Source organism: Brevibacterium sp. FAM 27836 (assembly GCF_051351055.1).
Taxonomy (GTDB): domain Bacteria; phylum Actinomycetota; class Actinomycetes; order Actinomycetales; family Brevibacteriaceae; genus Brevibacterium.
The window spans coordinates 2,799,487-2,825,518 of record NZ_CP195711.1 but is presented as its reverse complement, the minus strand read 5'-3'; the positions used below and the strand labels follow the sequence as shown (position 1 = coordinate 2,825,518).

The following is a 26,032-nucleotide window of genomic DNA, read 5'->3' as shown; positions in this document are numbered from 1 at the left end:
GAGGAAGGGATTTGGAGGGTTCGCGCCTTCCAACCGGCTCGAGCGGTGCTCCGAGCCCGGGGCCAGTCGACGCAGGCGGGCTTCACCGCGGAGAAGATCCCCCGCGGACTCTTCCGCGCCCATCCGATCCTCATCTCCGACGGCGCAGCTCACGACCGGCAGCGTCGGGAGGTCGCCCGGTTCTTCGCACCTGCCGTGATCGCCGACCGCTACGGCGAGCACATCGCCGCCGCCGCGCAGACGATCGTCGACGAAGCGGCGGTCACCGGGCGGTGCCGACTCGACGAGGCGGCCCTGCACTTCACGGTCGACGTGACATCACGGGTGGTCGGCCTCACCGAGTCCGATACCGCCGGCATGGCCGCACGGCTGGCCGCCTTCTTCCGCCAGCCGCCGGTCGATCTCGCCAAAGCGGATTGGGGGAGGACGACACGCCAGTGGGTGCAGGCCGCGGTCAACGGCATCGTTCCCATCCTGCGGTTCTTCGCCCACGATGTCCGCCCGGCCATCCGCGCCCACAGACGCGACCACCGCGGCGATGTCATCTCGCATCTGCTCGATTCCGGGTACAGCACCGGCGACATCCTCGTCGAGTGCATCACCTATGGCACCGCGGGAATGGTCACGACCCGCGAATTCATTGCGATGGCCTGCTGGCATCTGCTCGATGACGAGCAGCTCAGACGCGAGTATCTCGCCGCCGAACAGCCCCGTCGACTGGCCCTCCTCGAAGAGATCATCCGTGTCGAACCCGTCGTCGGCCACCTCTATCGACGCGCCACATCGGCCATCGACCTCAGCGACGCCGGTGGAACCACCATCCCCGCAGGCGACCTCATCGACGTCTGCGTCCGCGCGGCCAACGTCGACGCCGAGGTGTACGGAGACGACGCCGAGGCGATCTGCCCGGGTCAAGGCGGCGCGGCCCCTGCCGCGGGGCTGAGTTTCAGCGACGGCGCCCACAGCTGCCCCGGAAAGCCGCTGGCACTGTTCGAAACCGATGCGCTTCTCCACAGGCTCCTCGCCAGCGGCCCGCGTCTGCTGACCGAACCCACGATCGCATGGGACGATCTCATCGAGAGCTACCGGATCCGCAACATCGACCTCGGATTCTTCGTGCCTGCTCGCCCCGCCCGCACGCCGCAGAGGAATCCATGATCGGCCACTGGGACTACCTCGGCCTCATGGCCGCCTGCCTGCTCATCACGCTGCCTCTCGAACTCGTGTTCTCGGCTCGGGTCTACCGTCGCTGGCCGCTTCTGCTCACGGCCCTGCTCCCGGTCGTCATCGTCTTCTCCGCCTGGGACATCATCGCCATCGCCCGCGATCACTGGACCTACAATCCGCGGTTCGTCACCGGGATCGACCTCGGATCCCTGCCGCTCGAAGAGCTCGTCTTCTTCCTCGTCATCCCGGTCTGCGCGCTGCTGAGCTACGAAGCCGTCGGCACCACCATCGGATGGGCCGAACGCCGCCTCGCCCGTCGGAAGAAGGCGAGATCCGATGATCGCTGAGTACACCGTGATGACCGTGATCGGCATGCTCGTGGTCGTCGGACTCGAACTCTTCGTCTTCCGCAGCGGGATCTTCCGCCGCGCGAAGTACTGGGCCGCGCTGATCATCTGCCTGGGCTTCCAATGCCTCGTCGACGGATGGCTGACGAAGCTGTCCGACCCGATCGTCGTCTACAACCCGGACATGTTCCTCGGCATCCGCTTCCCCTTCGACATCCCCATCGAGGACTTCGGTTTCGGCTTCGCCATGATCACAGCGGTGCTCATGCTCTGGCAGTGGAATCTCAACCGTCGCAGCGAGGAGGCGCAGTGAGCCCGCGCGATCCCCATGCTCGCCGCCTTCCCGCCGCCCCCGGACGTCTCCGGCTCCTTCGCCCGAAGACCGTGACGGTCATCGGGGCCGGCATCGCCGGCCTCTCGGCCGCGACGATTCTGGCCGAACGCGGAGCCGAGGTCACGATTCTCGAATCCGGGCCCCGCCTCGGCGGACGTGTCAGCGCCTGGCCAGTGGACGACGATCGGACGATGAGCCGGGGATTCCACGCGTTCTTCCGGCAGTACTACAACCTGCGCGACCTGCTCAGCCGCGCCGACCCCGGCCTCGATCGTCTTCGACCGATCCCCGACTACCCGCTCACCCGCCGAGGCGGCCCCACCGACTCCTTCGCCTCGATCCCCCGGACTCCCCCGTTCAATCTCCTCGGCTTCGTGCTCACCAGCCCCACCTTTCCCCTGCGGGGCCTGGCCCAGGTCGACCTCGCCGCAGCCGTGGATCTCATCGACGTCGACTTTCCGACATCCTTCTCCCGTTATGACGGAGAATCCGCGGCGGCGTTCCTCGATCGCCTCCGCTTCCCCGACCAGGCCCGGCACCTCGCGCTCGAGGTTTTCGCCCGCTCGTTCTTCGCCGACCCTGAGGACTTCTCCGCCGGTGAGCTCGTCGCCATGTTCCACACCTACTTCGCCGGTTCGGCCGAAGGTCTGCTCTTCGACGTTCCCGATGATGATTACGACACTGCCCTGTGGGCACCGCTGGGGCGGTATCTGCAGGATCTGGGCGTGCGGATCGAGACCCGAACAGCGGCCGAGACGATCGCCCGCTCTCCTCACGGCTGGAGCGTTGAGACCTCGGCCGGCGTCGTCGAATCCGATGCCCTCGTCCTCGCCGCCGATCCTGCCGGGACTCGGCGCCTCAGCGCCACGGCAGAGTCACAGACCGACGGTGCCGTGACCGGCCCGCACGGTGTCGGAGCCCGGGAGAACGGGATGCCGGACTGGTTCGCCCGAGTCGGCGGGCAGCGCAACGCCCCACCGTTTGCGGTGCTCAGGCTCTGGTTCGCCGAGGCGGTCTCCCCCGATCGTCCCGCGTTCCTGGGCACGAGCGGCTTCGATCTGCTCGACAACATCTCCGTGCTCGAACGCTTCGAATTCGGTGCCCGCCGGTGGGCGGAAGACCATGCAGGATCCGTGGTCGAACTCCACGCGTATGCCCTGGCCGACCTTCCGCCCGACGATGAGCTGGTGGAGCGGCTGCTGGCGGATCTGTACGAGGTCTATCCGGAGACGCGGCAGAGTGCGATCCTCCACCGCGAACTGCTCGTCGAGTCCGATTGCGGGCTCACCGACACCCGGCCCTGGAGCGACCGGCCGGGAGTCTCGACACCCCTGCCCGGCCTGGTCCTGGCCGGTGACCACATTCGGTGCGAGCTGCCCGTGGCACTCATGGAGCGCGCGGCGACCACCGGCTACCTCGCGGCCAACGAACTGCTGGGCACCTGGCGGATCGAAGGCACCCCGATCTGGTCACCGCCGCCGCAGGGTCTGCTGCGACGCGGTGCCCTCGGTCGCCTGCGGGACATGAAAGGAAGCGGTCGATGAGCGAAGGCCCTGAACCCCTCACCCTTGTCTGGTTCCGGGACGATCTGCGCGTTGACGATCACGAAGCTCTGACAGCGGCATGCGCCGACGGGCAGGTGATCGGCATCTGGATCAGAGAGCGCCGCGATGACAACGGACTGGGGCCCCGTCCGCTGGGTGGGGCCGCACGCTGGTGGGCGCACGAGTCCCTGCGCGTCCTTGAAGCCGAGCTCGCACAGCTCGGGATCCCGCTGCTCTTCGCCGCAGGCTCCGCGGCCGACATCATCCCTCAGGTCGCCGCGGACCTGGAGGTCGATGCCGTCCGCTGGTCACGCCGCTATGCGCCCGCCTCCCGCCGCCTCGACGCGCAGATCAAAGCGCAGCTCAACGAAGCCGGGTGCGCGGCGCACTCCCATTCCGGTGCGCTGCTCGTCGAACCGTGGACTGTCAGTCCGCAGGGAGGCGACTTCTACAAGGTCTTCACCCCCTTCTTCACGGCCGTGCGCGATCGCACGGTCGGAGACGTTCTCCCACCGCCTCGACAGCAGAAGGCTCTGCCCGAGGCTCGGCTGAGATCGGTGGGCGCGCACCCCTGGGCGAGCGACCTCGACGGCCTCGGCCTCCTCGACGGAACCGGTACGGGCTCCGGAGACTTCGCCTCGGCCCGGACTCCGCAATGGTGGGCGACGACCGTGGCCGAGCATTGGTCGCCGGGGTGTCGGGAAGCAGCCCGACGACTTCGCAGTCTGAGCGAGGGCATCGACGACTACGCCGAAGCTCATGATGTCCCTGCCGATCCCGACAGCACCTCGGGTCTGTCACCGCGACTGCGTTTCGGCGAACTCTCTCCGCGACAGCTGCTGAGATCGGCCTGGGATGTGCCGGAGGTGAGCGAGGACGACAGGCACGCGTGGATCAGGCAGCTCTATTGGCGTGAGTTCTCCTGGCACTTGGCCTACCACCTGCCGCGCGTCGAGACCGAGCCGATGCGGCCGGGGTTCGCGCACTTCCCCTATGAGGATGACCCCGAGGCGCTGGGGCATTGGCAGGACGGCACGACTGGGATAGCGCTCGTCGATGCCGGCATGGCTCAGCTGTGGCAGACCGGGTGGATGCACAATCGGGTGCGGATGGTCGCAGCGAGCTTTCTCACGAAGAATCTGCTCATCCACTGGTGGCACGGAGAACAGTGGTTCTGGGACACCCTCGTCGACGCCGATGAAGCCAACAATCCGGTGTCGTGGCAATGGGTGGCCGGGTGCGGAGCCGATGCGGCCCCGTATTTCCGGATCTTCAACCCCGAACGTCAGTGCGAGCGCTTCGATCCGGATCGAGAATACGTCGACAGGTGGTTGGGCCGCGGACCGGGCGGCCTCACCCAGGCAGAACGTTCAGGCGGGGATGACGAGCCGATCGTCGATCTCAGAACCTCGCGTCAGGCCGCGCTGGCTGCTTATGACCGGATGAAGAACGAGTCGGCCGGCTCCAATTGGTGAACAGCCGCAGCAGATATTCGGCCGGCCCGTAGCGGTGCGACCGCAGCCACCAGGCACTCACGGCAGCCTGGACCGCAAAGATCACAACGGCCAGCACGAGGAGCACCGGCGGTGAGGCTCGGCCGGCCAGACCGATGCCGATCCCGGAGAACAGGATGAGCCCTGCCACCGACTGGCCGAGATAGTTCGTCAAGGCGATGCGCCCGACCGGTTCGAGGACTCTGCGCAGCCGGCCGCCCCACGGAACGTGCAGGAGTCGAACGAGTGTTGCCACGTATGCGGCGCTGAGGAACGGGGCCGTCACGACGCTCACCGCAGTGGCCCAGGTGTTGGTGTCGCCTCCGAGCCACGCGAAAAGCACTCCACCGGGCAGACCCACCGCGAAGCCGATCACCTGGATCCGCCGCAGGAGACTCGACTTCTCCCCCAGGTTCGAGAACAGCCGGCGCCGTGCGGCGATCATTCCGATGAGGAACATCGCCAGAGCGGTTGGCCCCTGCAGGGACGCTGCCTGAATGACCAGCAGGTCCAGCCCGGCCAGATGGTGGCCGAGGATGTCGATCGGGCCCCCGAGCATGGTCTGGGTCTGCGCAGCGGCTTGAGAGAGTGCCTCGTCATGGCTGGGCATGAACATCGAGCGGTCGAGGAACGCGGCACTGATGACGAGCGACAGCGTCACAAACGCGTAGATGATCCCACTCGTCAGCAGCGCCGTCCGATCACGGACGTGATGCATCCCCAGGAGCACCAGGCAGATCACCGCATACGTGGTGAGGACGTCTCCGCTGTAGAGCAGCACGATGTGCCCTGCGCCGAGGATGAAGAGCCCCAATGACCGACGCAGCATCCGCGGCACGAACGCAGCACCCGCCCTGCCCGCGGCGTCCATCTGCAGCACGAAGCTGTAGCCGAAGAGGAAAGAGAAGAGCAGGTAGAACTTCATCGAAAACAGCGCCGCCACAAGGAACCGGACGACAGCGTCGATCGGTGCGGAGAAGTTCGGATCATCGACGAGGTTGCCGGGATAGGCAGAAGCCATGAACGTGATGTTGACGACGAAGATCCCCAACAGGGCGAATCCCCTGAGGGCGTCCACATCATGCACTCGCCCGGCCTGCACGGGCTGCTGTGAAGCTGTTCTCTGAGTCATGAGGATGACAATATCATAGAAACTATACGTCTTAAACTATATGGCCTTGTAGAATGATATCCATGCTGGTGGAAGTGGAGGGCGCATGACCGATAACGCAGTTCCGGATTTCTTCAGACGGCTCTGGAGACTTCCGGAGGCCCCACAGCAGCGAGGACGGAAATCGACCCTCGACGTGGATACCGTCGTGAGCACCGCCGTCCGCCTCGCCGATGCCGGCGGTCTTGAGGCGGCGACGCTGCCCAAGGTCGCCCTGGAGCTGAACGTGACTGCCATGTCGTTGTACCGACACATCGGCTCCAAGCACGAACTGCTCCAGCTCATGATGGATGCGGCCAGCCGACCGCCCGACCCAGGCTCGGCCGAGGGCGATTGGCGCGAGGGGCTGCGAACATGGGCACGCGATCTGTGGACGCTGTATCAGGAACGCCCCTGGCTCCCCCGAGTTCCGATCTACCGCGCCCCCTCGGGGCCGAACCAGGTCGCCTGGCTCGAACAGGGCCTCGCAGAGCTCTCCCCCACGGCACTGACCGCGAAAGAGAGACTCTCGGCACTCACCCTGCTCAGCGGCTTCGTCCGCCAATCAGCTCTGCTTCAGACAGAGCTCGAAGAAGGGCGAGAAGACGGACAGGCGAAATCTGAGAGCGAACGCGAGTACGGCACGGCTCTTGCCCAGGTCATCTCCCCAGAGAGGTTTCCGCACCTCGCCGAGGTGCTGTCTGCCGAGGCATTCGGCAGCGAGGACACTGACAGCAGCGAAAACGAACAGGACACCGACTTCTCCGATGGCCTCGAGCTCATCCTCGACGGCCTCTCAGCGCAGATCACGGCGGCAGCACCCGAGTGACCCGGGCCGGGAAGGCGTCGACATCCGGCTGAGTCGGCTACTTCACTCTGGCGCCGTCCTCACCGGCCGCCTCGGCGGCGATGTTCTTCACCATGGCGGGAAAGATGAACCGATGGAAGGGGGCGACGAGGGCCCAATAGATGTGACCCCGCGCTCCGGTGGGAATGAAGGTCGCCTTCTGGTGATATTCACAGCCCTCGGCCGACTCCGTCAGTGTGAATTCGAGCCAGGCGTGACCGGAGACCTTCATCTCGGCACGCAGCAGCAGGCGAGAATTCCGCTCCAGCCCTTCGACCCTCCACCAGTCGACGGGGTCGCCGATGCGCAGCGTGTCGGGCACCCGCCGGCCCCGATTGAGGCCGGCGCCCCCGACGGCTTTGTCCCACACTCCGCGAACCTTCCAGGCCCAGGGCCAGGAATACCATCCGTTGGGCCCGCCGATGCCCTCGATCACGGGCCATACCTCGGCGGCCGTCACACCGGGGATCACCGTCGACCGTTCATCGGTGAAGACGCGCCGGCCCGCCCACTCCGGGTCGTTGGGCAGCGGTTGGGCCGCCTCGTCGAGCTCTCCGGCATCGGCGACCCAATTCGTGTCCACTGCACCTTCGACTTCGCGACGCAGTGCGAGTCGGACGGCGTCGTCGAACCCGATGAGCCCGGTCTCCGGCGGAGGAATGACGTCGTCGACCTCGTGCGATGAGGCCACCGCGTCCTCCTGCAATGACTGGACGAGCGGAAGTGTGAGGCTGAACGGCAGCGGAGTGACCAGACCGACCCAGATGCCCGACAGGGTCGGGGCGGGGAGAGGCAGCGCGATCACATGGCGCGGTTTCAGCCCCGCCACCTTCGCGAAGGTCCGCATCACTTCGGCATAGGTGAGAATCTGGCGCGACCCGATATCGAAGGACCGGTTGACCGGTTCGTCCACGTCGGCTGCGGAGACCAGATAGTGGAGGGCATCGCGCACCGACAGCGGCTCGACGCGGTTGGCCACCCAATCCGGTGCCGGCATCCATCTGAGGGTCAGCGCGAGATGGCGGATCATCTCGAACGAGGCGGAGCCGGAGCCGATGATGATTCCGGCGTTGAAGACGATTGCGTCGACTTCGGAGTCGAGCAGGATACGACCGACGTTCGCCCGCGATCGCATGTGCTTCGACAGCTCTCGCTCCTCCGGGTGGAGTCCTCCGAGGTAGACGATGCGACGCACGCCGGCGGACGCGGCTGCACGGACGAAGCGCTTGGCTGCGTCGGCTTCGTGTGCCTCGAAATCCCCACCGGAGCCCATGGAGTGCACAAGATAATAGGCGGTGTCGATGCCGTTGAGGCTCTCACTCAGACCGCGACCGGTGTCGAGGTCGACAGTTCTCACGTCGACCTCACCGGCCCAGGGAACCTGCTCGAGCTTCGCCGGTCGTCGCACCCCGACCCGGACCTCGTGGCCGGCCTGCAGCAGACGGGGTGCCAGCCGACCGCCGATGTATCCGGTCGCCCCGAGCACGAGAACACGGCGCGGAGTGCGGCTCTTCCGGATGACCTCGCCGTCGGGCGCCTTCGAGCGCTTCGGTGTCGAACGGTTCGCTGTCGGTCGGTTCATCAGGGGGTCCTTCCGGCCTGCCGAGATCGGCTGTCACCGACCAACTCTACACAGTTTATTAACTATCGGGATACAATCTACGCCTGGATACCGAAAGGTGGGGCGTGGTCATGAAAAGGTCCGTCCGAGCGAAGTGTTCGAACGGACCTATCCCCCCTAGACCATTGGGCTCAGTGCGCACGCCACGAAGGCGTCGAGCACCGGTTCAGTCTGCCAGGGCGGAGGCGACGTCATATCGGAGGATTGCGGCAATGCCGTCGGCCATCGGATCATGACTGAGTCCGATCTCCGCCGAGGACTGAATCGCGTCGGCGATGATTCCCGCTTCCCCTTCTGCCGCATCGGCGTCATCGATCAGCAGAGTCGCCACCGCTCCGCGCGCGACTGCCTTCTCGACTTCGGCTCGCCCTTCGACCGCACGGTCATGAGCCTTGCTCTCGGACAGCCGTTCGGAGTTCTCAGCCTCGCGCTCCTCGGCGAGCTTGGTCACGAGCGTTCGCACCGCCACATCGATCGCTTCTTCGGCACCCTCATCATCGTCGCCGCCCTCCGAGATCTCGTGCAGCAGCTCCTCGGACCGGACCGAGAGTTCGGATTTCACGGCCGTCCTGCCCTGCACTTCTCCCGCCAGCACGACGACATCGGGCGCATTCTCCGTGACGAGCCGATCGACGAAGTCGGACACGCTGCGTGCGTTCGCTTTGATGATCTCGTCGACACGGCGCCGGATCTGGTTGTGTGAGTACGCGCCCCGGCGGGGTTTGTTGATGTCCTCGTCGTTGTCGCTGGTCACGTGGACACCATCGGTCTCGCGGCGTTCGCGATCCGGGGTCACGCTGAGCTCGCGGACGGTCGCTCCGTCCTGTCCGGCAATGACGAGAACGACATCGAACTGTCGGCACTCCTGGCGAAGGTAGGCTCCGAGCTCGGGCACGTCTCCGTAGTGCGCTGCGTCGCCCTCTCCCAGTGCCGCGTCCCAATGCTCGTCGAGCAGGATTCCCTGTGGGTTCGCCACGATGGTCCGACCGTCTGTGTGCACCTCGGTGGGCTCGTCGACGAGGGTGATCGCATCGATGGATTCGAGGAGTGGCTCCCCTGCCCCGGCAGAGGTCAGCCGCTCTCTCAGCTCCGACCAGCGCAGGCGGATCTGCGTGTCGGCGTCGGCTGAGGGAGCACGGCCCTCGAGGTAGACGGTGGCATAGGGGCCACCCTGTTCGTAGACCTTGCGCAGCTGACTGCTGTTCATCGCTCTTTCCTCCTCAACATCGGTGGAACCGCCCGCGAAACCTCTCATGGGTCCCGCCACGCTGTGAGCGGTCTTCCCAGCCTCGCATCGTCAACTCACATCTGTAAACGGTCTTGACAAACCGACGAGACCTCCGACGATGCGGATGCCGACGAGGATGCAGGCTCCGACGCTGACTAGAACTTCGGCACGTCGGCGATCAGCGCCCGCGTGTACTCATGCGTTGGGTTCTCGAGCACCTGTACCGTCGGCCCGTAGTCGACGATCTTGCCCTTATTGAGCACCGCGAGGTTGTCGGCGATGTGCCTCGACAGCGCGATGTTGTGGGTGACGAAGAGCATCGCCAGCTGCCGCTCTTCCCGCAGGGTCCGCAACAGTGCGACGATCGACGCCTGCACGCTGACATCGAGTGCCGAGGTGATCTCATCACAGACCATCACCGACGGTGCGTTGACCAGGGCACGGGCGATGGCGGCCCGCTGACGCTCACCGCCGGAGAGGTCACCGGGACGACGGTGGTAGAACGACCGGCCCAACCGCACCGAATCGAGTGCTTCCTCGACGACGGCCTTCCGACTCGCCGCGGTGCCCTCACCGCTCATCTCCAACGGCACCGTCAGCGACTGCCCGATCGAGCGCCGCGGGTTGAGCGAGGAGAACGGCGACTGGAAAACGTACTGGATGCCCACACGCTGCTCGTTCGAGCGTTTGCGCGTCGACCGTTCCAGCTCCGTGCCTCGCAGCTTCACCGACCCCGTGTAGTCGTCGTTGAGCCCGGCCACGCACTGTGACAGCGTGGTCTTGCCCGACCCGGATTCGCCGAGCAGCATCGTGCACTCCCCCGGCTCCAGCGTCAGGTTGATCCCGTTGAGGATCTGCGCCTTCCCGTAGGCGAGCGCGATGTCCCTGACCTCGAGCAGGGGTGCTGTCGCCGAGGCGGCCCCACCGCCCGATTCGGATCCCTCCGAATCCGTGCCCCCGGGGCTGGGCTTCTCCCCCGTTGAGACGAGAATGTGCGTCTGGTCATCGTCCTCGGACGGGTTCTTCGCCTCGGCGGCACCGTCGCCGATGGTCTTCCGACCGTCGAGGTCGGGCACCGCGGACATGAGCATCTGCGTGTACTCATGCTGTGGGTGATCGAGGACCGCGGACACGGGCCCTTCTTCGACGAGGTCGCCGCGCAGCATCACGGCCACCCGGTCGGAGATGTCCTTGATGACCGCGAGGTCGTGGGTGATGTAGAGACCGGCGACATTGTTCGCCACCGTCATCTGTCGAATCGTGTCGAGGACGACCGACTGCGTGGACACGTCGAGGCCGGTGGTCGGCTCGTCGAGGATGAGCACATCGGGATACATGGCGAAGGCCATGGCGATGCCGATCCGCTGCTGCTGACCGCCGGAGAGTTGGTGCGGCCACCTCTTCTGGTACGCCTTGTCGCCGGGCAGCCCGACGTCGACGAGCACCTCGGCGACGCGGTCGGTTCTCTCACGATCCGAGGACCCGAAGCCGTGGATGTCGAGGACCTCGCGGATCTGCTCGCCCACCCGCATCGCCGGGTTGAGTGAGAGTGCCGGGTCCTGGGGGATGTAGGCGATCCGGGATCCGCGCAGATCACGCACGGCCACCTCGCTGAGGTCGAGGACCTCTACAGCGGTGGCGTCACCGCGCGGCCAGATGCTCACGGACCCGGACCCGAATTTCAGTCCCTCACGGAAGTGGCCCATGCAGGCGAGCCCGGCCGTGGTCTTACCGGATCCGGACTCGCCGACGAGGCCGAGGATCTCACCTCGGGACAGGGCGAAGTCGACGCCGTGGAGGATCTCATCGCCGGCGTTCGTGACCACCTTGAGGTCGGTCACCCGCAGGACGATCTTCTCGTTCGGTTCGTTCGCATCGTCGTGGCGAACGGTCTGTGTCTTCGGGCTCATCATGCCTCCACGGATGTCGATGCGGTGGCTCGGGCGAAGGAGTCCGCGAGCAGGTTGGTGCCGATGGTCAGCAGAGCGATCGCGATGACCGGCAGCAGCACACCCCAGGGTTGGATGGACAGGGCGATCCGGTTCTCGTTGATCATCAGCCCCCAGTCGGCGGCCGGCGGCTGCAGGCCGAGTCCGAGGAACGACAGGGAGGCGATATAGCCGATCGAATAGGTCAGGCGCAGCCCGGCCTCAACGCTCAAGGGCCCGGTGATGTTGGGCAGCAGCTCACGGATGAGCACCTTCCACCGGGGCATCGCATACATCTCCGCGGCCTTGATGTAGTCCTCGGTGATGACGCCCAGGGTCGCGGACCTCGCCACACGGGCGATGCGCGGGGCGTGGGTGAGACCGATGACGGTCACGAGCACCCAACCCTGCGGACCGAGCACCGTGATCGCCAAGAGGGCGAACACGAGCTGCGGGATGGCGAGGATGACATCGTTGAGACGCATGATCACGGCATCGAACCTGCCACCGACATAGGCGGCGAGCATGCCGATGATCGCACCGACGACCATGCCGAGGACGGTGGCGAGGACTCCGTAGACGATGAGGGTCAGACCGCCGGCGAGGAAGCGTGAGAGCACATCACGGCCGAGGTTGTCCGAACCGAACAGACCGTAGGGGCTGAAGGGCTTCGTAACGAACTCGGTGGCGGTGTTGCCCGTCGCCCAGGGCAGCAGCAGCGGCCCGCACAGGCTGAGGACGACGATGACGAGGGTGATCGTCAGGCCGATCTTGCCCTGCTTCTGCGCCAGCACGCGTTTGTAGAAGGGGACGTAGGTAGTCTGGGATTCCTTGGGAACCTCGGCGGCGTCGGCGGCCGCGGACTTGAGGTCGTCGAGACTGTTCGCATCGGTGCTCATGCTGCGCTCCTCAGTTTCGGGTTGGTGAGGATGCCGACGACATCGGCCGCCAGGTTCACCACGACGTAGACGGCGGCGACGAGCATGGAGATCGCCTGGACGACCTGCACGTCTCGGTAGGTCACGCCGTCGATGAGTGCTTGGCCGAGCCCCGGGTAGCGGAAGAGGAACTCGACGACGACCACGCCGCCGGCCAGCCAGGCCAGCTGGATCGCCACGACCTGGGCGACGGGACCCAGCGCGTGGGGCACGGCGTGGCGCAGGATCACCCGCTTCTCCGGGACGCCTTTGAGCCGGGCCATCTCGACGAAACCGGAGTCGAGGACCTCGATCATCGTCGCCCGCATCATCCGCACGATGTAGGGGGTGACGACGAGGATGAGCGTCACCGTCGGCAGGATGAGCTGCTCGGGGCGGTTCCACACCGGTTCTCCCGGCGGGGCCAGGGTCACGGCCGGCAGGATCTGGAACACCGAGGTGGCGAAGATCGCGATGAGGCCGATGCCGATGACGAACTCGGGCATGGCGGCGAATACGAGGGAGGCACCGGTCATCGCCTGGTCGCGGCGACCGCCGCGGTGCAGGGCCTGGTAGACGCCGAGTCCGATGCCCAACGGCACGGAGACGATCGCGGCCAGCCCCATGAGGACGAAGGACGCCCAGACCCGATCGCCGAGCAGCGCGGAGACCGATCCGCCGGTCGCCGAGGAGGTTCCGAAGTCTCCGACGAAGAGTCCGCCCAGCCAGTGGAAGTACCTCAGCCATGCGGGATCGTTGAGTCCCAGCTGTTCGTTGAGTGCTGCGATGCGCTCGGGGGTGGCCTGCTGGCCGAGGATGGCTCGGGCCGCGTCGCCGGGCAGCAGCAGGGTCGCGCCGAAGACGAGCAGGGAGACTGCGATGAGAATGAAAGCGGAGAAGAGAAGCCGCTTGCCGATCACTTTTCCGAACATGTCACACCTCTCCGATCCACACGCGGTCGAATCTCCAACCGCTCAGGGGCCGTCCCGTCGAGTTGGGGACGAGTCCTCCCACGTACTTCTGGAAGGCGTCGACCTGGTTGGCGAAGCCCCACACGATGTACCCGCCTTCGTCGTAGAGCATCTTCTGCAGTTCGTGTTCGTAGTCTCGCCGCTCCCCGGCATCGGGGATGGCGCGGGCTTTGTCGAAGACCTTGTTGAACTTCGCATCGTCCCAGTGGGTTTCATTGAACGGGGACTCGCTCAGGGCGCAGGAGATGACCTGCGGCATGAAGTCGCGGGTGTACCAGAAGTCCTGAGCGAAGTCCCATTTGAGGTATTCGTCGCCGAAGAAGGTCGTCGCATCGACCTTGCGGATCTTCACGGTGATGCCGGCGTCTGCGGCCTGTTGGGCGAAGACCTGCGCGGCCTCGACCGCTCCGGATTGGATGGGGGCGGTGACGAGCTCGACCTCGAGCCCGTCGGGATAGCCCGCCTCGGCGAGGAGCTTCTTCGCTTTGTCGATGTCTCGTTTGCGCTGCGGGAACTTCGGGTAGTTCTCACTCAGCGGGCCGAACATGTCGTTGCCGATGGTTCCGTAGCCGGAGAGCACCTGTTCGATCATCTGCGGGCGATCGACGACGAGGCGGAAGGCCTGTCGGACCTTGACATCGTCGAAGGGCTTCTTGTCCACCCGCATGGTGAAGGGCAGCCACATGCCGGTCTTCGAGTTGAGGATGGACATGCGCTCATCGGCACCGATGACTTCGACGAGGGCCAGCGGGATGCCGGCGATCGCGTCGACCTGGGTCGATAGGAGGGCGTTGATGAGTGCGTCGTCATCGTTGAAGTTCAGCAGCTCAACCTCGTCGAGGTACGTCTTGTCGTAGTCGAAGTAATACTCGTTGGGGACAAGCACCGTCGATTGGGCGGCGGTGAACGATTTGAGTTTGAACGGCCCGGAGCACACCGGGTTCTCCGGGTCGTAGTCGACGGGGACGATGCCGGCGGTGTATTCGGCCACGGCATCATTGAACAGGCCGTTGGGTTCGCTCAGGCGGAACTCCAGCGTCCGCTCCCCCGTGGGCACCACCTTGTCGAGCATCGTGAAGTTCGCCGCCGCGGTCTTCGGGTCGTCCGGATCGGTGATCCTCTTGAAGCTGAAGACGACATCCTCGGGGGTGATCGGCTTGCCGTCGGAGAACTTGATGCCCTCCTTGAGTGTGCACGTCCACACGGTGGAGTCGTCGTTGGCCTCGAACGACTCGGCCAGCAGCGGCACGACCTGGGAGTCGTCGTCCCAGCCGTAGAGGGCGTTGTAGAGGTTGACGGATCGGCAGACGTCGCCGTTGTTGACGGGGATGTGCGCGTCGATGGTGTCGGCGGAGTTGCCGCCGGTGATCCCCACTCTCAGGGTGCCGCCTTTGACGGGCTTGCCGGCATCCGCAGCGCCGACAGTTCCGCCGCCACAGGCGCTCAGTCCGGCGAGCGCGGACACAGCGAGTCCGGCTCCCAGCGCTTGTCTTCGGTTCGGTGTATTCATGTGCCTTCTTCCTAGGACGTCGGTTCGGGTCGGCCGGCCGTGGCGACCCGCTCTGACTGCGGGTTTCGGGTGTCGTCGGTGGCTGCGGCGTTGCGGGCAGCCCCATCGGAGGCGGTGTCGGTGAGGATATGGGCGGAGAGGTAGTGTTCGAGCATCATCAGGGCCTCATCGTCGGTGATGGGCATATGTTCGGTACTGCGGGCTACGCCGAGTCCGTCGATGAAGATCGACAGCGACTTGACCATGAGCGACGTGTCGCCGGTGCGGATCACTCCTGAGCGCTGTCCGCTGTCGATGACGGTGGTGATCATGTCCAACCACTCGCCGTAGACGGCGGTGAGGTTCGCACGAGCGTTCTCATCGGTGACGGCACGAGCCCAACATTGGAGCCAGATCGACCACACCCGTCGGATCTTCGCGTCGACTCCGGCGTGGAGGCGGGCGAAATGACGGAGCACGGCAAGCGGGTCGGCGCCGTCGTTGAGCTGGCGGGTTTCGGCGATGATGTCCAGGGAGTAGCGCAGGGCCGCCTGCAGCAGTTGGTCTTTCGTCCGGAAGTGGTAGTTCACCGCCGAGGTGGTCAGGCCCGCTGTGCGGGCGACGTCCTCGGTGCGGACTTTGTCGATGCCGAGGTCGGCGTAGAGTTCCCAGGCCGCGGCGATGATCCTCACCCGGTTGCGTGTGCCTTTGGACATCCATTCCTGAGTGGGGTCGACTGCGGGTGTGTGGCCATTGTCGGTCTGCCCGGGGACCGTCGGGATATCTGTGCCATCGGTTGATGCTTCGATGGGAGCCGATCCGATGTGAACGTTCCCGGGGGCGGTTGGGGTCCTCCCTCGTCGAGGCGGCCCCGCCGTTCTCCCGGTTGTGATCCAATCGGTGCTGACCTCGGTGAGTTCGGCGATGCGTGAGATCTCTTCGACCCGAAACTTCCGTGTTCCGGCCAGGGATTTCGAGAGTTTGCTGGCGTCGAGCCCGATCCTTCGGGCGACTTCGCTGTGGTTGATTCCCGCGTTTTTGATGGCGTCGCGGACACGGGCGACCAGAGACGTCTGCGTGCTGCCAGCACCTTTGCTTTCCGTAACCACCCGTACAGTCTGCACAAGAGTTGCGATTTTGGCAAGAAAAACTTGAGTATTGATAGGTTTCCGTTACCGCTCGACACTGCTCGTTCGGCCAGCAGACCCGGCCTCCCGACTCGGCCGGTTCACAAGACCAGTCAGATATACTCGGGAGGATTCGACCGGCGAAAGGATCTCTCCTGATGGCAAGCAACAATTCTCTTCTTCACGGGGCATTGCCCGACGCGAAACTCGTCGATGAAGCAGAGACGGATGCCTTCTGGTCGAAACCTCTTGGCAAGAATGCGAAGGCCGAATCAGTACGCAATCAGTACATTCGAGATAGCGCCGCCAATCCCGTCAATAAGACGGTCATCTTCTATGAAACGATGTCCGGCGCACGGATGGGAGACAACCCATACGGAATCTTTCAGCACCTGCGCTCGCACCCAGAGTACGGCGAATTCCTACATGTATGGTCAGTCGACTCTCTGACAGCGATTCCCGAGCAGTACCGGAATACCCCTGACGTCGTCTTCGCTCGACAGAACACTCGCTCCTACACTTATTTCCTCGCCATTGCTGGTTATATTGTCTGCAACGCGAATCTCCCGGGATTCTTCACGCGTCGTCCGGCCCAGAAATACATGAATACTTGGCACGGCATCCCGTACAAAGCCCTGGGTAGAAGCACGCCGAAGGCAAAGTTCGGAGCCCCAGCCAGCACCGCTACTTTCACAAAAGCAACTCACGTCCTCACCCCGTGCGAGTTCACGACGGAGAAGACGATTTCGGCGTATTCGATGTCAGGAGTGTCGAACGCCGTTATCGCGGAACTCGGCTACCCCCGAGTCGACCGAACCATATCTCCAAGCCCGGGCACTCGCGAGGAGATACGCAACACTCTGGGCTTACAACCAGCTCAAACACCCAGTGACCATAGACCAGTTGTGCTTTACGCGCCTACTTGGCGCTCTGAAAGCGGTAAAGACGTCGTCGATAGCGACCAACTCATAGCCGACCTTCGGACGCTTGCCGAGCTAGACGTTCAACTCATGTATCGGGGACATCACCGTATGGACCGCATGATCAAAGATGCCTCAGTCGGTGACGAAATAGGCGACATCATCATTCCTCCGCATGACATCAGCTCCAATGATCTCCTCACCGTTGTCGACATTCTCGTCACGGATTTCTCGAGCATCTTCTTCGACTTTTTACCTACGGGCCTGCCGGTAGTGCATTATCTTTATGACCTCGACGATTATGCCAAAAATCGCGGTATCAACCTGGAGACCAAGGAATTGCCCGGTGCTGTCGCATTGACCCGCAGTCAGCTTGCGGAGGCAGTAACCACTGCTGCATCGGAACTGAAGGACTTCGACACTTACGCCAATGCAATCGCCAATCCCGTACAAGGCGACAGCTACAGGAAAGCGCGAGCGCGATTCTGCCCGTCCGAAGACGGGCTTTCTTCGAAGCGAGCGGCCGACTTCCTGATCAAAGACGAAGCAAACGACCGTCCCACTCGCACGGCGCGTGACGGTCGGCAGACGGCCGCGTTCTGGGCCGGTGAACTGCTCCCTGGTCCTCGCGCAGACAACTTCCTAAGGTCGCTGCTGAAGTCAGCGGCGTCCCCCTCGGAGCAGACAGTGCTCGTAATCGACCGAAAAGCACCCATCGAGAAAACCATCCTGAGAAAAATTAAACAATTCGGGGATGCGCTATCAACTTACTCTTACGAGACCGAACCACCTCTGATCCTGCCGGAGGAACTGGACTCCTACAACGAATTCGCAAGTGGATATTATCTTGACTTCGACAAAACGCAGCTGCGAGTGGAGAAGGACAACACCGTCAAGCAGATTTTCCAACGGGAATACCGCCGCCGCCTGGACAATGCCCACTTTGACCGAGTGTTCCTCGCCGCTGACCTGTCGATCGACGAACTAGCGATTGCCTCGATGGCCGGCCAACACACAACAACAACGGCAGATAAATGGACACCTCCAGCGGATGCCAAGATTGCCCTTCCTACCATGGCACACGCTGTGGACCGAATCACCGATCGGCTGCTACCAGAGGGGACCCAACGTCGAACGGTTGCCGCTCGCTCCTATCGCAAGCTGCGCTCAATAATCGGACGGAATCAACGCTGACCAGACAATCTTTTCACTGATCACAATCCAGAACCTCCGTTTAATTCCGTCACTAAAATCGAGGACTAATGGATGATTTAGAAACCGTGCATTTCATACCGGAGCATCACTACTTAATTCGGCCGAGCCTTAGCAACCAAGCTGGCGGAGGAATGCAGGCAATGCTGAGGCGCGCGAAGGCGTTCGCAGTGCACTATGAGATGCCAATAGATCTTCTTACGTATACGTTCCAACCAGGCATGGTCGCGATCGAAAAACGCCTGCGGGAATCTGGACGACTGGCAACGCAAATCCGAGTTACGAACATGTGGGAAATTCTGTCGGATGCAGTACGTACACCACCAGCGGATCTGTTCCCTGACTGGGAACGCAAAAAGCCACTCCGTCAACGTCAGACGGACTCAGAGGAAGTGAGCGTGATGGATAGTGGGTTACGCCGGATAAAGCGATTCCGTCCTGGCACTTCCACAATCGAGGCGGTCGACTACCTACGTGAAGACGGCACAAGATTCGTCAGTGACGTCAAGAAGTCGGGCCCGAAGTCTCGCCGAAAGATAGCACTTTTAGGACCTAATCAAGAAATTCTCAAAACCTGGCAAACCATGCCAGACATGTTCGCATGGCTGCTGGTGAAAGTGCTCGGGAGGGGACGCTCCGCAATAGTTGTCGACAGCCCTGTCATTGCAAATTCAATATCCAAACTCGGATACATTTCCCCGAAGAGTGCTTTAATAAAATACTTTCACAGCAATCACGCAGAATCCGTCGACGACGTCGGGTTCGGGGTGCTGTCGCAACGACACGTGGAGTCGCTGGAACGAGCTGACGTATTCGATGCCAACGTCTTCCCATCGCAGAGCCTTGCAGATGCCGCGGCAGAATTAATCGGTGATTCAAGCAATTTTTGGACTATCGGTAATATCGTCGACCCGGCAGAAGGAACTCCCGAAGACGACGAACATCGCATCACTTCCGGCATTGTGGTCAGTCGAATCGTTAAAGAGAAGAATATTGACCACGCCATCAGCGCAATCCAATTGGCCAACGCAAACGCTGAGTCAGAGGATACAACGGTTTTATCGGTATTTGGAACCGGTTCTGACTTGAATCGACTACAGCAACGGGTTGCAGACCTGGGGATAGGCGACCAAATATTGTTCCCAGGGTACACCGATAGCGTCTACCAGGAATTCAAAAGCGCCTCCTTCTCCATCCTGCCGACCAGGCAGGAAGCGTTCGGCCTATCAATCGTCGAAAGCATGGCATGCGGCTGCATACCGATTGTTTATGACGTCCCGTACGGTCCTGGTTCGATCATCTCTCATGGAATCGATGGCTATCTGGTTCCTTATGGCGACATCCGCGGGATCGCCCGGTACGTGGAGCGACTGCGGACGATGGACCGTGCTGAACTGAGCGTGATGCGAACCGCTGCGCGGGAACGTGCTGCTGAGTTTGAGGGGCCGAGCATTGCCGCCCAGTGGGCCAAGGCAATCGATGCGATATGGCAACACAAGACCGAACATCGTCGTGCTGTCCTGTCTACACATCACATCGAACTGACCGAAGCTCTCCTCGCGGAGCCTTTATCTGGCCCATCCTGGAATGGACGATCGACCATCGACATCCGATTCACTTCAGATTCCCGACTCCGGAAACAGGATATAGAAGCCACACAAGCCTTTATGTCTTTTCGTGGCAGGAACAGTAATTTGCGCTTACGCGTTCCCGGAACGCTTCGCGTCGACAGGCGGGGAGTGTTTCGCCGTCGGTCAACAATCGTGGCGCGCTTCCAGATACCTTTGGAACTCTTGGAACGCGTACCACCGCAGACAATCGATACGTTCACGAGAATGAACGATGGAACATCGGTGCGTGAATATCGAATTCCAGCAAGCAACATCGATTTTGCCGGGTTGCGATTGCCGTCAGGGCTAGAGGCCTATAGGACAGAGCCGGGTAATTTCAGCTTGCGCGCTGCAACAAATCATGATGACTGACCACTTTACGCCTAAACTTTCATAATACCGAACCATTCATAAAGCACAAGCTTTGTCTATAATCTATTCTCTGCTCGTCGATCTATAATACCAATATACAGACGGAGTTCGATGCTATCGACATGCGCTGTGCGGCTGACTCAGAACAAGCACAGGTTGCGATAACGACTTCTGTATGAAACAATCGACGCCTCCGTACTCACTGGCGAGTTATACGGATTGACATCTGTGTCCATTTGCTCCCGAAATGAACACATCTGTACCGGACCAGCACTAGTTGAGACTCAAAACGCGAGGAAATTTTGCGACCGATCGAAGACGACAGGAATGAAGCAGAACCTGGGTTCGGATGTGCCCCGGAGAGTGTCGGAGCAAAATCGCATGACGCTGACAACATGCCGTCGAAATGGCCGACTTCCGGATATATCGTCTACGAGGGGAATGGGGCTACCTCTCATAACTATGCGAAAGAGTTCGCTGCCAGAGGTATCCAAGGCTTCTATTCGAGCTCTGGATCTGGGAGTAGAAAGTACGTGGCTCTTCAACCGATTATGGACGAGCCAAGCGACAACCTGGTCATCAATGGTTTCTCCCACAAAGAAGGTCAGCTGGTCGGTTTCCATGTCCGCAAGAGAGTCGCCGACACCTGGATGTGGCTGACCCAAAGGAGCGGTTGGCAAGAGACATCCGAGGATATGGAGAAGGTACTCGTTCAACCGAACCAAGACATGTCCGAGTTGAACATGCCAATCGGCAACAACACCGTGCTCGAGGCTCAATGGGTATCCTCCGATGGCCATAGCGCAAACTGCGGGTCGAGAATGTTTTCGAACAGGCTCATGGCCCACGCACTCGGAGGTTTCAGGAATACAACTTACACCAATTCTCGCGCAGCTTTCGAACATTCGCTCGAGAATGAACATACATACTTTGAAGTCGACCTCTCTTACACCCTCGACGAGCGATTGATCGCGTCGAGTCCGCGGATCACAACTTCGGACACTCAGAAGCTCGAAAACATCGCTGAGATGACTTACGAAAGAGTCATGAGTTTGACCGTTTCCGGCGAACCGGTCATGGATGGGCGGCAACTGTATGAGATCGTCAGACACCATCCCCAATTCACTTTTGAAATCGATTTCCACCGAGTAGTCGGCGAGGATGCCAAGAAGCGTATTGAGTCGCTGCTAAATGATTTCCAACACGATGACGAAGCGCTCAGTAGGTTGCTCATTCAGGTTCACTCCGCGCAAATGCACAAAGATATCGACTCTGTCTACCAGTTCCAACACTACCAATACCTGCTGGGAATGAAGATGGAACGGCTCGATAGTGCAATTACCTATTGCCTAGATACCGGTATTTGCGCGCTCGCGCTTCGCTGGGGTCTTGTAACACAAAGCATCATCAAACAGATTAAGGCAGCTGGGCTCTATATTCTTGGCTACACGGTTGAGAAGGATGCTCCCCTAGCCGATGCTCTTCTCCGTTCCGGGATCGATACGATCTGCACGGATTTTGTGACCCCTGAACTCTTGCAAGAAGCTAGTGGTAGCGAGGGCCAAAAGGAATTCTACGTCTTCTATCACAGCGGTTCCCCAAACGCCGTTGCGAGCTTTTCCACGAAAGACCCCGGAAGTGATCCTCACCGGACCCTTCACAAGTTGAAGAGCGGAGCGTTTGAGATGCGCGACGACAAACGGTGGAAGAACGACGGGTTTCAACAGCTGCACCCACCTAGGTTTGCCTTGAAGGGCAAGCGTTTTGTGGGATGGCGAATGCGAGTGAGGATAGACGGCAAACCTCGTTGGTACTGCACCGACGGCACGTTCCGAAACAAGAAGGAGACGCTTACCGCCCCGGCGACAGAGCGATATCTGTTCCATGACCACGATACTTTGCCCATAATCCAGACAGTTGACGGAGCAAAAGTCGTGATGGTTGCTGCCTGGGAACCAGCTTCGCGCCTCGTCCGGCTCCTGGACAAGATGTTGCCAATAGTTCGAAGGTAGCCCCGCGACTGAACTCCCTGCAATGGTCCGCTACATAATAGTAGTGGACCGGACTACCTAAACGAACTTACAGAACACGTGGTCATCTGGTAGCTTGCGAAACGTCGCCGAAGGAAGCTGAATTTCAGCAGATGGGCAGAAAAGTAGCATAAGTACGACCTAAATCAGCGGCCCGTCTTCAAATGAACGTATCGTTCTTGAAACCCCCTCGGCAAGACTGTTAGTTGGTTTCCAGCCCAGCCCTTCCAACTTATGAGCTGCGAGGCCCAGGGCTGCCACAGGCGAAAACGCTCCGCTGTCATCCTGATTGTCAAAGGCCAGGCTGAGTCCAGCCTCCGGTCGCGCATTAACATATATCTGTGCAAGCTCTCGAATGGTGACATTCCCATCCGGATCGGCTACGTTATAAACGGCTTCTTCGCCCAGGAGATGGGCGAAGAACAGCCCTGCGACAGCATCACCGACATATGTGTAAGTGCGCATCGCGGCACCGGCGCTCATCATTCTGATGTCTCTGCCATTGACCACGTCGGACAGAAAGTCTGCTTGAACGCGACCATCATCAAGTGCCATTCCTGGGCCGAAGATGTGGCCGAATCGAAGGCTGAGGGCCTTGATACCGAACTCTGCCGAGTAAGCAGCCAACGCGGTCTCCGCGACCCGTTTGCCTTCCGAATAGCTTGCCCTGGGAGCGAAGTGTTGGAGCTTACCCGTCGACTCTTCGGAAATGAGCCGGTCTGCATCCACGGCGCCGTATACCTCTGAGGAGGACAACAGGACGAACGACCCACCGCCGGCGGCCACCTGAGCATCCAGCAGGTTCAATGTGCCCAATGTATTTGCTTTGAGCGTCGTGACAGGAGAGCTCTTGTGCAATGACGGTCGTGCGGGTGAAGCGCCGTGGAAGACAGTATCGAACGGTTCCGCAAACTCTTGCGGATCAATCACGTCGCTCTTGAGTAGCGTGAAATCACTTCGCTCGAGAGCACTTCCGAACCGCTTTTCCGCTTTTGCGGGATTGCGCACCGTCCCGGTCACACGCAACCCGAGATCATGTACGTCGTTTGCGGCGAGAAGAGCACCGACGATGTACATCGGGATCATCCCCGAGGCACCAGTCACAAGGATGTTCTGCCCCCGGTAGCTGTCCCAGGGCAGGTCCATTTGAGCAATGGCTCTGGTGTCCTCGAGGAATACCGGCGAGTCAAACAGCACAACATCATTCGCCACCGAATGCCTCCCGATCCTCAATCAGCGTCAGGAAGGTACGGCAGATATAGTAGTCGGAAGCGGTCGTGATCTTGATATTGGTGCGCGGCCCTTCCACTCTGCGGATGTCGTACCCGTAGCCGTGCATGAGCGTGCAGGTGTCAATCGAGTCGTGTTCGCCTTCAGCTACTGCACGATCGTAGCTCGATAGAGCATCTTTGAGACGGAATGTCTGAGGGGCTTGTGCCGTCCACAACGGATCGCGCGGGATGACATCTTTGATTCCCTCGCCTTCTTCGACGACAACTGTCTCTGTCATCTTCGTGCACGTGACTGCGGACCCGAACTCCAAAGCGGTCTCGATGTTGCGAGTCAGCAGATCTGCGTCGATCAGCGGGCGGACGCCATCGTGGACGAGTACGAGGCTGTCTGGATCATTGCTTTCCGAAATGACTTTCAGCGCGTTGTGGCGCGATTCCTGCCCCGTCGAGCCTCCATCCACGATCCATTGCACTTTCGTCAGCTCATACCGCTTGACGAGTCGTTCAAGATACTCCCGGAACTCCGGGAGTATGGCGACAGCGATCGCGTCGATATCGGGATGCTGCTGAAACACATCCAAGGTATGGACGATGATTGGGCGTCCGTGGATTTCCAAGAACTGTTTCGGCCTGGAGCTGTTGGCCATTCTGGCCCCAACTCCGCCTGCGAACACTAGCGCGATGTTTGCCATTCGGCTTCCTCATCTTCTTCTTCGGCGTTGTCTGTGTTGGACTCGTCGTCACCGGAGTTCGCCGGTTCTTCTTCGTATTGCGATGCGCCCTGTGCGTGCGCTTCATCCTGCGCGATCAACTCTTCGAAGCTGATTTCACTCCCAACAGAGGGTTCTACTTCGGGAGTCGAGAGCACAAGCGTGTCGATGACGCGGTCTGAGTTGTTGGTGTCGACGTAGTCGAAGTTCTCACGTACGAACTCCTTTGTCTTCTCCACGCTCAGGGCGGGCCGTTGGATGAGCTCAATGAGTTCGTCGAAGGTTGTTGCGATGCTTCCGGGTGCGGCCTCTTCGTATTCTCTGTGCATGCCCCTTGTCGCTGAATAGTTCTCCAGGTCATAGGCGAAAAAGATCATCGGACGTTCGAGTAACGAATACTCATAGATTACCGAGGAATAGTCGGTGATCAGCACGTCCGAGATCAGCAGCAGATCATTCGTGTCCGGGCACGATTCGACATCAATCAAACGGTCGCCGTACTCCGGCGGGATAGGTGCCGGGTCCGGGATGAAATGATGTTGGCGGAAAAGTACGACAGTGTCGTCGCCACAAGCTGCGTACAGTCTCTGGAAGTCGATGATGTCGTAGTCGTAGTGAGCGTCGCCCGATCCTCGACCGCGGAAAGTCGGTGCCCAGAGGATCTTGCGCTTTCCTCTTGTAGTCGGAAATTGAGTCTCGAAATCGGTACGAACCTCTTCGGCGCGGCCTTCTCTGAGAAATCCGTCGATTCGTGGCAGTCCGGTAGCAAACACCGAATCTCGTTCGATGCCGAAGGCTTCGCTGTAGACATCCCGCAGATGCTGTGATCCACAGATTGCATATGAATACAGTCGATGCGCATTTCGAAGATTCGGCGATCCATACTGCCCGAAACGGCTGTATCCAACCGACTTGAAACCGCTTCCGGCGTGCCACAGCTGAATAATCTTCTGTTGATTTCGGTCGCCCAAGTCTTTGAGTACGGCAAAATAGTCGTCGATCAGTATAGTGTTCGCCTTGCCCATCTGCCACGCGAGGTTGAGGGCGTTCTGTCGAGAACTAGTCCGACCGGTGCGGAACGAGTATCCGAAGTTGAACTCCTTGTCGAGGCCCCGCTCGATCATCCTGTCATGAACCGCCTTGAGGTTACCCTGCATATTGGGTCTTGCCTCGGAAGCAAACAGAATGTTGTTGCCTGCAGCGGGCCTCCTCCTGGAGGCGACTTGATAGACCTCACGAAGTGCTTTGCGCTTCGTGTTGGTCCACTTCTTGCGCATCTTCGACTTGATCTTGGCGACTCGAGAAGAAGGCTTTCCTGCCGATCGGCCGAAAGCATAGGTACGCATCAGGAAGAATGGCGCGTTGTCGTCGTCCGAAACGCCGAAGGTGACAGTGTAAGCCGATCGGTTCTTGTTGTAGACGAATGCACGCGAGCAGTCATCCAATTCGCCGACACGAGCAAGTGGGAAGTTCGCGGGGTGGAGCCGTCCCCGGCGCAGGGCCACCAGGAAGTACGTACCGTTCGGCACCTGCGCACGGCGGTTGAATTGGGTGACGTTGATTGTCAGCTCATATCGGTCTCCTTCGACCGGTTTGAATTGTACCGGGAGCAACGTCTGGCCGGGATTCGCATTCGACGTGAGGTAAAAGGAGTCAACCGCCCCACCTGAAAAGTTGACGAGGAAGCGCAGATTCACTCGCTCCCAAGTGATGTCGACTATCGTTAATTCTTCGGACACACGCTCCCCTTACCCTTGCGGGCTTCACCTTCTAGACTCATCAC

At 61.2% G+C, this 26,032-nt stretch carries 20 protein-coding genes; 9 read left to right on the top strand and 11 right to left on the bottom strand.

Annotated elements, in window-relative coordinates; genetic code table 11:
- Nucleotides 1-45 precede the first annotated feature (45 nt).
- From ACSE4D_RS12670 to ACSE4D_RS12650, 5 genes are read left to right on the top strand one after another with little or no spacing between them, the layout of a single operon-like run.
- Nucleotides 46-1,158: a cytochrome P450 gene (locus tag ACSE4D_RS12670; RefSeq protein WP_436326045.1), complete on the top strand. Its 1,113-nt coding sequence runs from the start codon at nucleotides 46-48 to the stop codon at nucleotides 1,156-1,158.
- Nucleotides 1,155-1,514, top strand: a complete 360-nt coding sequence (locus ACSE4D_RS12665; RefSeq protein ID WP_436326044.1) for a lycopene cyclase domain-containing protein — start codon at nucleotides 1,155-1,157, stop codon at nucleotides 1,512-1,514. The genes ACSE4D_RS12670 and ACSE4D_RS12665 overlap by 4 nt, the downstream gene beginning before the upstream one ends.
- On the top strand, nucleotides 1,504-1,827 hold the full coding sequence (locus ACSE4D_RS12660; RefSeq protein ID WP_436326043.1) for a lycopene cyclase domain-containing protein: 324 nt from the start codon (nucleotides 1,504-1,506) through the stop codon (nucleotides 1,825-1,827). The genes ACSE4D_RS12665 and ACSE4D_RS12660 overlap by 11 nt, the downstream gene beginning before the upstream one ends.
- Nucleotides 1,824-3,392, top strand: coding sequence for an FAD-dependent oxidoreductase (locus ACSE4D_RS12655; RefSeq protein WP_436326042.1), 1,569 nt, complete (start codon nucleotides 1,824-1,826; stop codon nucleotides 3,390-3,392). Before ACSE4D_RS12660 ends, ACSE4D_RS12655 begins: the two co-directional genes overlap by 4 nt.
- Nucleotides 3,389-4,867: a cryptochrome/photolyase family protein gene (locus ACSE4D_RS12650; protein WP_436326041.1), complete on the top strand. Its 1,479-nt coding sequence runs from the start codon at nucleotides 3,389-3,391 to the stop codon at nucleotides 4,865-4,867. The genes ACSE4D_RS12655 and ACSE4D_RS12650 overlap by 4 nt, the downstream gene beginning before the upstream one ends.
- Here the strand turns inward: ACSE4D_RS12650 and ACSE4D_RS12645 are convergent.
- Complete coding sequence (locus ACSE4D_RS12645) at nucleotides 4,794-6,017, bottom strand: DUF418 domain-containing protein (RefSeq protein WP_436326040.1); 1,224 nt, start codon at nucleotides 6,015-6,017, stop codon at nucleotides 4,794-4,796. The genes ACSE4D_RS12650 and ACSE4D_RS12645 overlap by 74 nt on opposite strands.
- Before the next feature lie 85 nt (nucleotides 6,018-6,102).
- On the opposite strand from ACSE4D_RS12645, the gene ACSE4D_RS12640 reads away from it, so the two are divergent.
- A complete protein-coding gene (locus ACSE4D_RS12640; RefSeq protein ID WP_436326039.1) occupies nucleotides 6,103-6,864 on the top strand; it encodes a TetR/AcrR family transcriptional regulator in 762 nt (253 codons plus the stop codon).
- A 37-nt stretch (nucleotides 6,865-6,901) separates the two neighbouring features.
- Here ACSE4D_RS12640 and ACSE4D_RS12635 read toward each other — a convergent pair whose 3' ends face one another.
- The 7 genes from ACSE4D_RS12635 to ACSE4D_RS12605 form a co-directional block, all read right to left on the bottom strand.
- Nucleotides 6,902-8,464: an SDR family oxidoreductase gene (locus tag ACSE4D_RS12635; protein WP_436326038.1), complete on the bottom strand. Its 1,563-nt coding sequence runs from the start codon at nucleotides 8,462-8,464 to the stop codon at nucleotides 6,902-6,904.
- A gap of 205 nt (nucleotides 8,465-8,669) precedes the next feature.
- The gene (locus ACSE4D_RS12630; protein WP_436326037.1) at nucleotides 8,670-9,710 is read right to left on the bottom strand and encodes a Vms1/Ankzf1 family peptidyl-tRNA hydrolase; all 1,041 of its coding nucleotides are present in this window, start codon (nucleotides 9,708-9,710) and stop codon (nucleotides 8,670-8,672) included.
- A gap of 176 nt (nucleotides 9,711-9,886) precedes the next feature.
- On the bottom strand, nucleotides 9,887-11,641 hold the full coding sequence (locus ACSE4D_RS12625; RefSeq protein ID WP_436327136.1) for an ABC transporter ATP-binding protein: 1,755 nt from the start codon (nucleotides 11,639-11,641) through the stop codon (nucleotides 9,887-9,889).
- Nucleotides 11,641-12,558: an ABC transporter permease gene (locus ACSE4D_RS12620; RefSeq protein ID WP_436326036.1), complete on the bottom strand. Its 918-nt coding sequence runs from the start codon at nucleotides 12,556-12,558 to the stop codon at nucleotides 11,641-11,643. The genes ACSE4D_RS12625 and ACSE4D_RS12620 overlap by 1 nt, the downstream gene beginning before the upstream one ends.
- Nucleotides 12,555-13,508: an ABC transporter permease gene (locus ACSE4D_RS12615; protein ID WP_426937201.1), complete on the bottom strand. Its 954-nt coding sequence runs from the start codon at nucleotides 13,506-13,508 to the stop codon at nucleotides 12,555-12,557. The genes ACSE4D_RS12620 and ACSE4D_RS12615 overlap by 4 nt, the downstream gene beginning before the upstream one ends.
- Nucleotide 13,509: 1 nt before the next feature.
- Nucleotides 13,510-15,057: an ABC transporter substrate-binding protein gene (locus ACSE4D_RS12610; RefSeq protein WP_135540437.1), complete on the bottom strand. Its 1,548-nt coding sequence runs from the start codon at nucleotides 15,055-15,057 to the stop codon at nucleotides 13,510-13,512.
- An 11-nt stretch (nucleotides 15,058-15,068) separates the two neighbouring features.
- The gene (locus ACSE4D_RS12605) at nucleotides 15,069-16,145 is read right to left on the bottom strand and encodes a TetR family transcriptional regulator C-terminal domain-containing protein (protein WP_425120154.1); all 1,077 of its coding nucleotides are present in this window, start codon (nucleotides 16,143-16,145) and stop codon (nucleotides 15,069-15,071) included.
- A gap of 176 nt (nucleotides 16,146-16,321) precedes the next feature.
- Here ACSE4D_RS12605 and ACSE4D_RS12600 point away from each other — a divergent pair, with 176 nt between their 5' ends.
- The 3 genes from ACSE4D_RS12600 (at nucleotide 16,322) to ACSE4D_RS12590 (ending at nucleotide 22,289) form a co-directional block, all read left to right on the top strand.
- Nucleotides 16,322-18,277, top strand: a complete 1,956-nt coding sequence (locus ACSE4D_RS12600; RefSeq protein ID WP_425120153.1) for a CDP-glycerol glycerophosphotransferase family protein — start codon at nucleotides 16,322-16,324, stop codon at nucleotides 18,275-18,277.
- Between the two features lie 68 nt (nucleotides 18,278-18,345).
- A complete protein-coding gene (locus ACSE4D_RS12595; RefSeq protein ID WP_436326035.1) occupies nucleotides 18,346-20,277 on the top strand; it encodes a glycosyltransferase in 1,932 nt (643 codons plus the stop codon).
- Between the two features lie 533 nt (nucleotides 20,278-20,810).
- Nucleotides 20,811-22,289, top strand: coding sequence for a glycerophosphodiester phosphodiesterase family protein (locus ACSE4D_RS12590; protein ID WP_425120151.1), 1,479 nt, complete (start codon nucleotides 20,811-20,813; stop codon nucleotides 22,287-22,289).
- Nucleotides 22,290-22,448: 159 nt separating this feature from the next.
- Here the strand turns inward: ACSE4D_RS12590 and ACSE4D_RS12585 are convergent, their stop codons facing one another.
- From ACSE4D_RS12585 to ACSE4D_RS12575, 3 genes are read right to left on the bottom strand one after another with little or no spacing between them, the layout of a single operon-like run.
- A complete protein-coding gene (locus tag ACSE4D_RS12585; protein ID WP_425120150.1) occupies nucleotides 22,449-23,519 on the bottom strand; it encodes an NAD-dependent epimerase/dehydratase family protein in 1,071 nt (356 codons plus the stop codon).
- Nucleotides 23,509-24,231, bottom strand: coding sequence for an IspD/TarI family cytidylyltransferase (locus tag ACSE4D_RS12580; protein ID WP_425120149.1), 723 nt, complete (start codon nucleotides 24,229-24,231; stop codon nucleotides 23,509-23,511). The genes ACSE4D_RS12585 and ACSE4D_RS12580 overlap by 11 nt, the downstream gene beginning before the upstream one ends.
- On the bottom strand, nucleotides 24,213-25,946 hold the full coding sequence (locus tag ACSE4D_RS12575; protein WP_436326034.1) for a CDP-glycerol glycerophosphotransferase family protein: 1,734 nt from the start codon (nucleotides 25,944-25,946) through the stop codon (nucleotides 24,213-24,215). The genes ACSE4D_RS12580 and ACSE4D_RS12575 overlap by 19 nt, the downstream gene beginning before the upstream one ends.
- Nucleotides 25,947-26,032 lie beyond the last annotated feature (86 nt).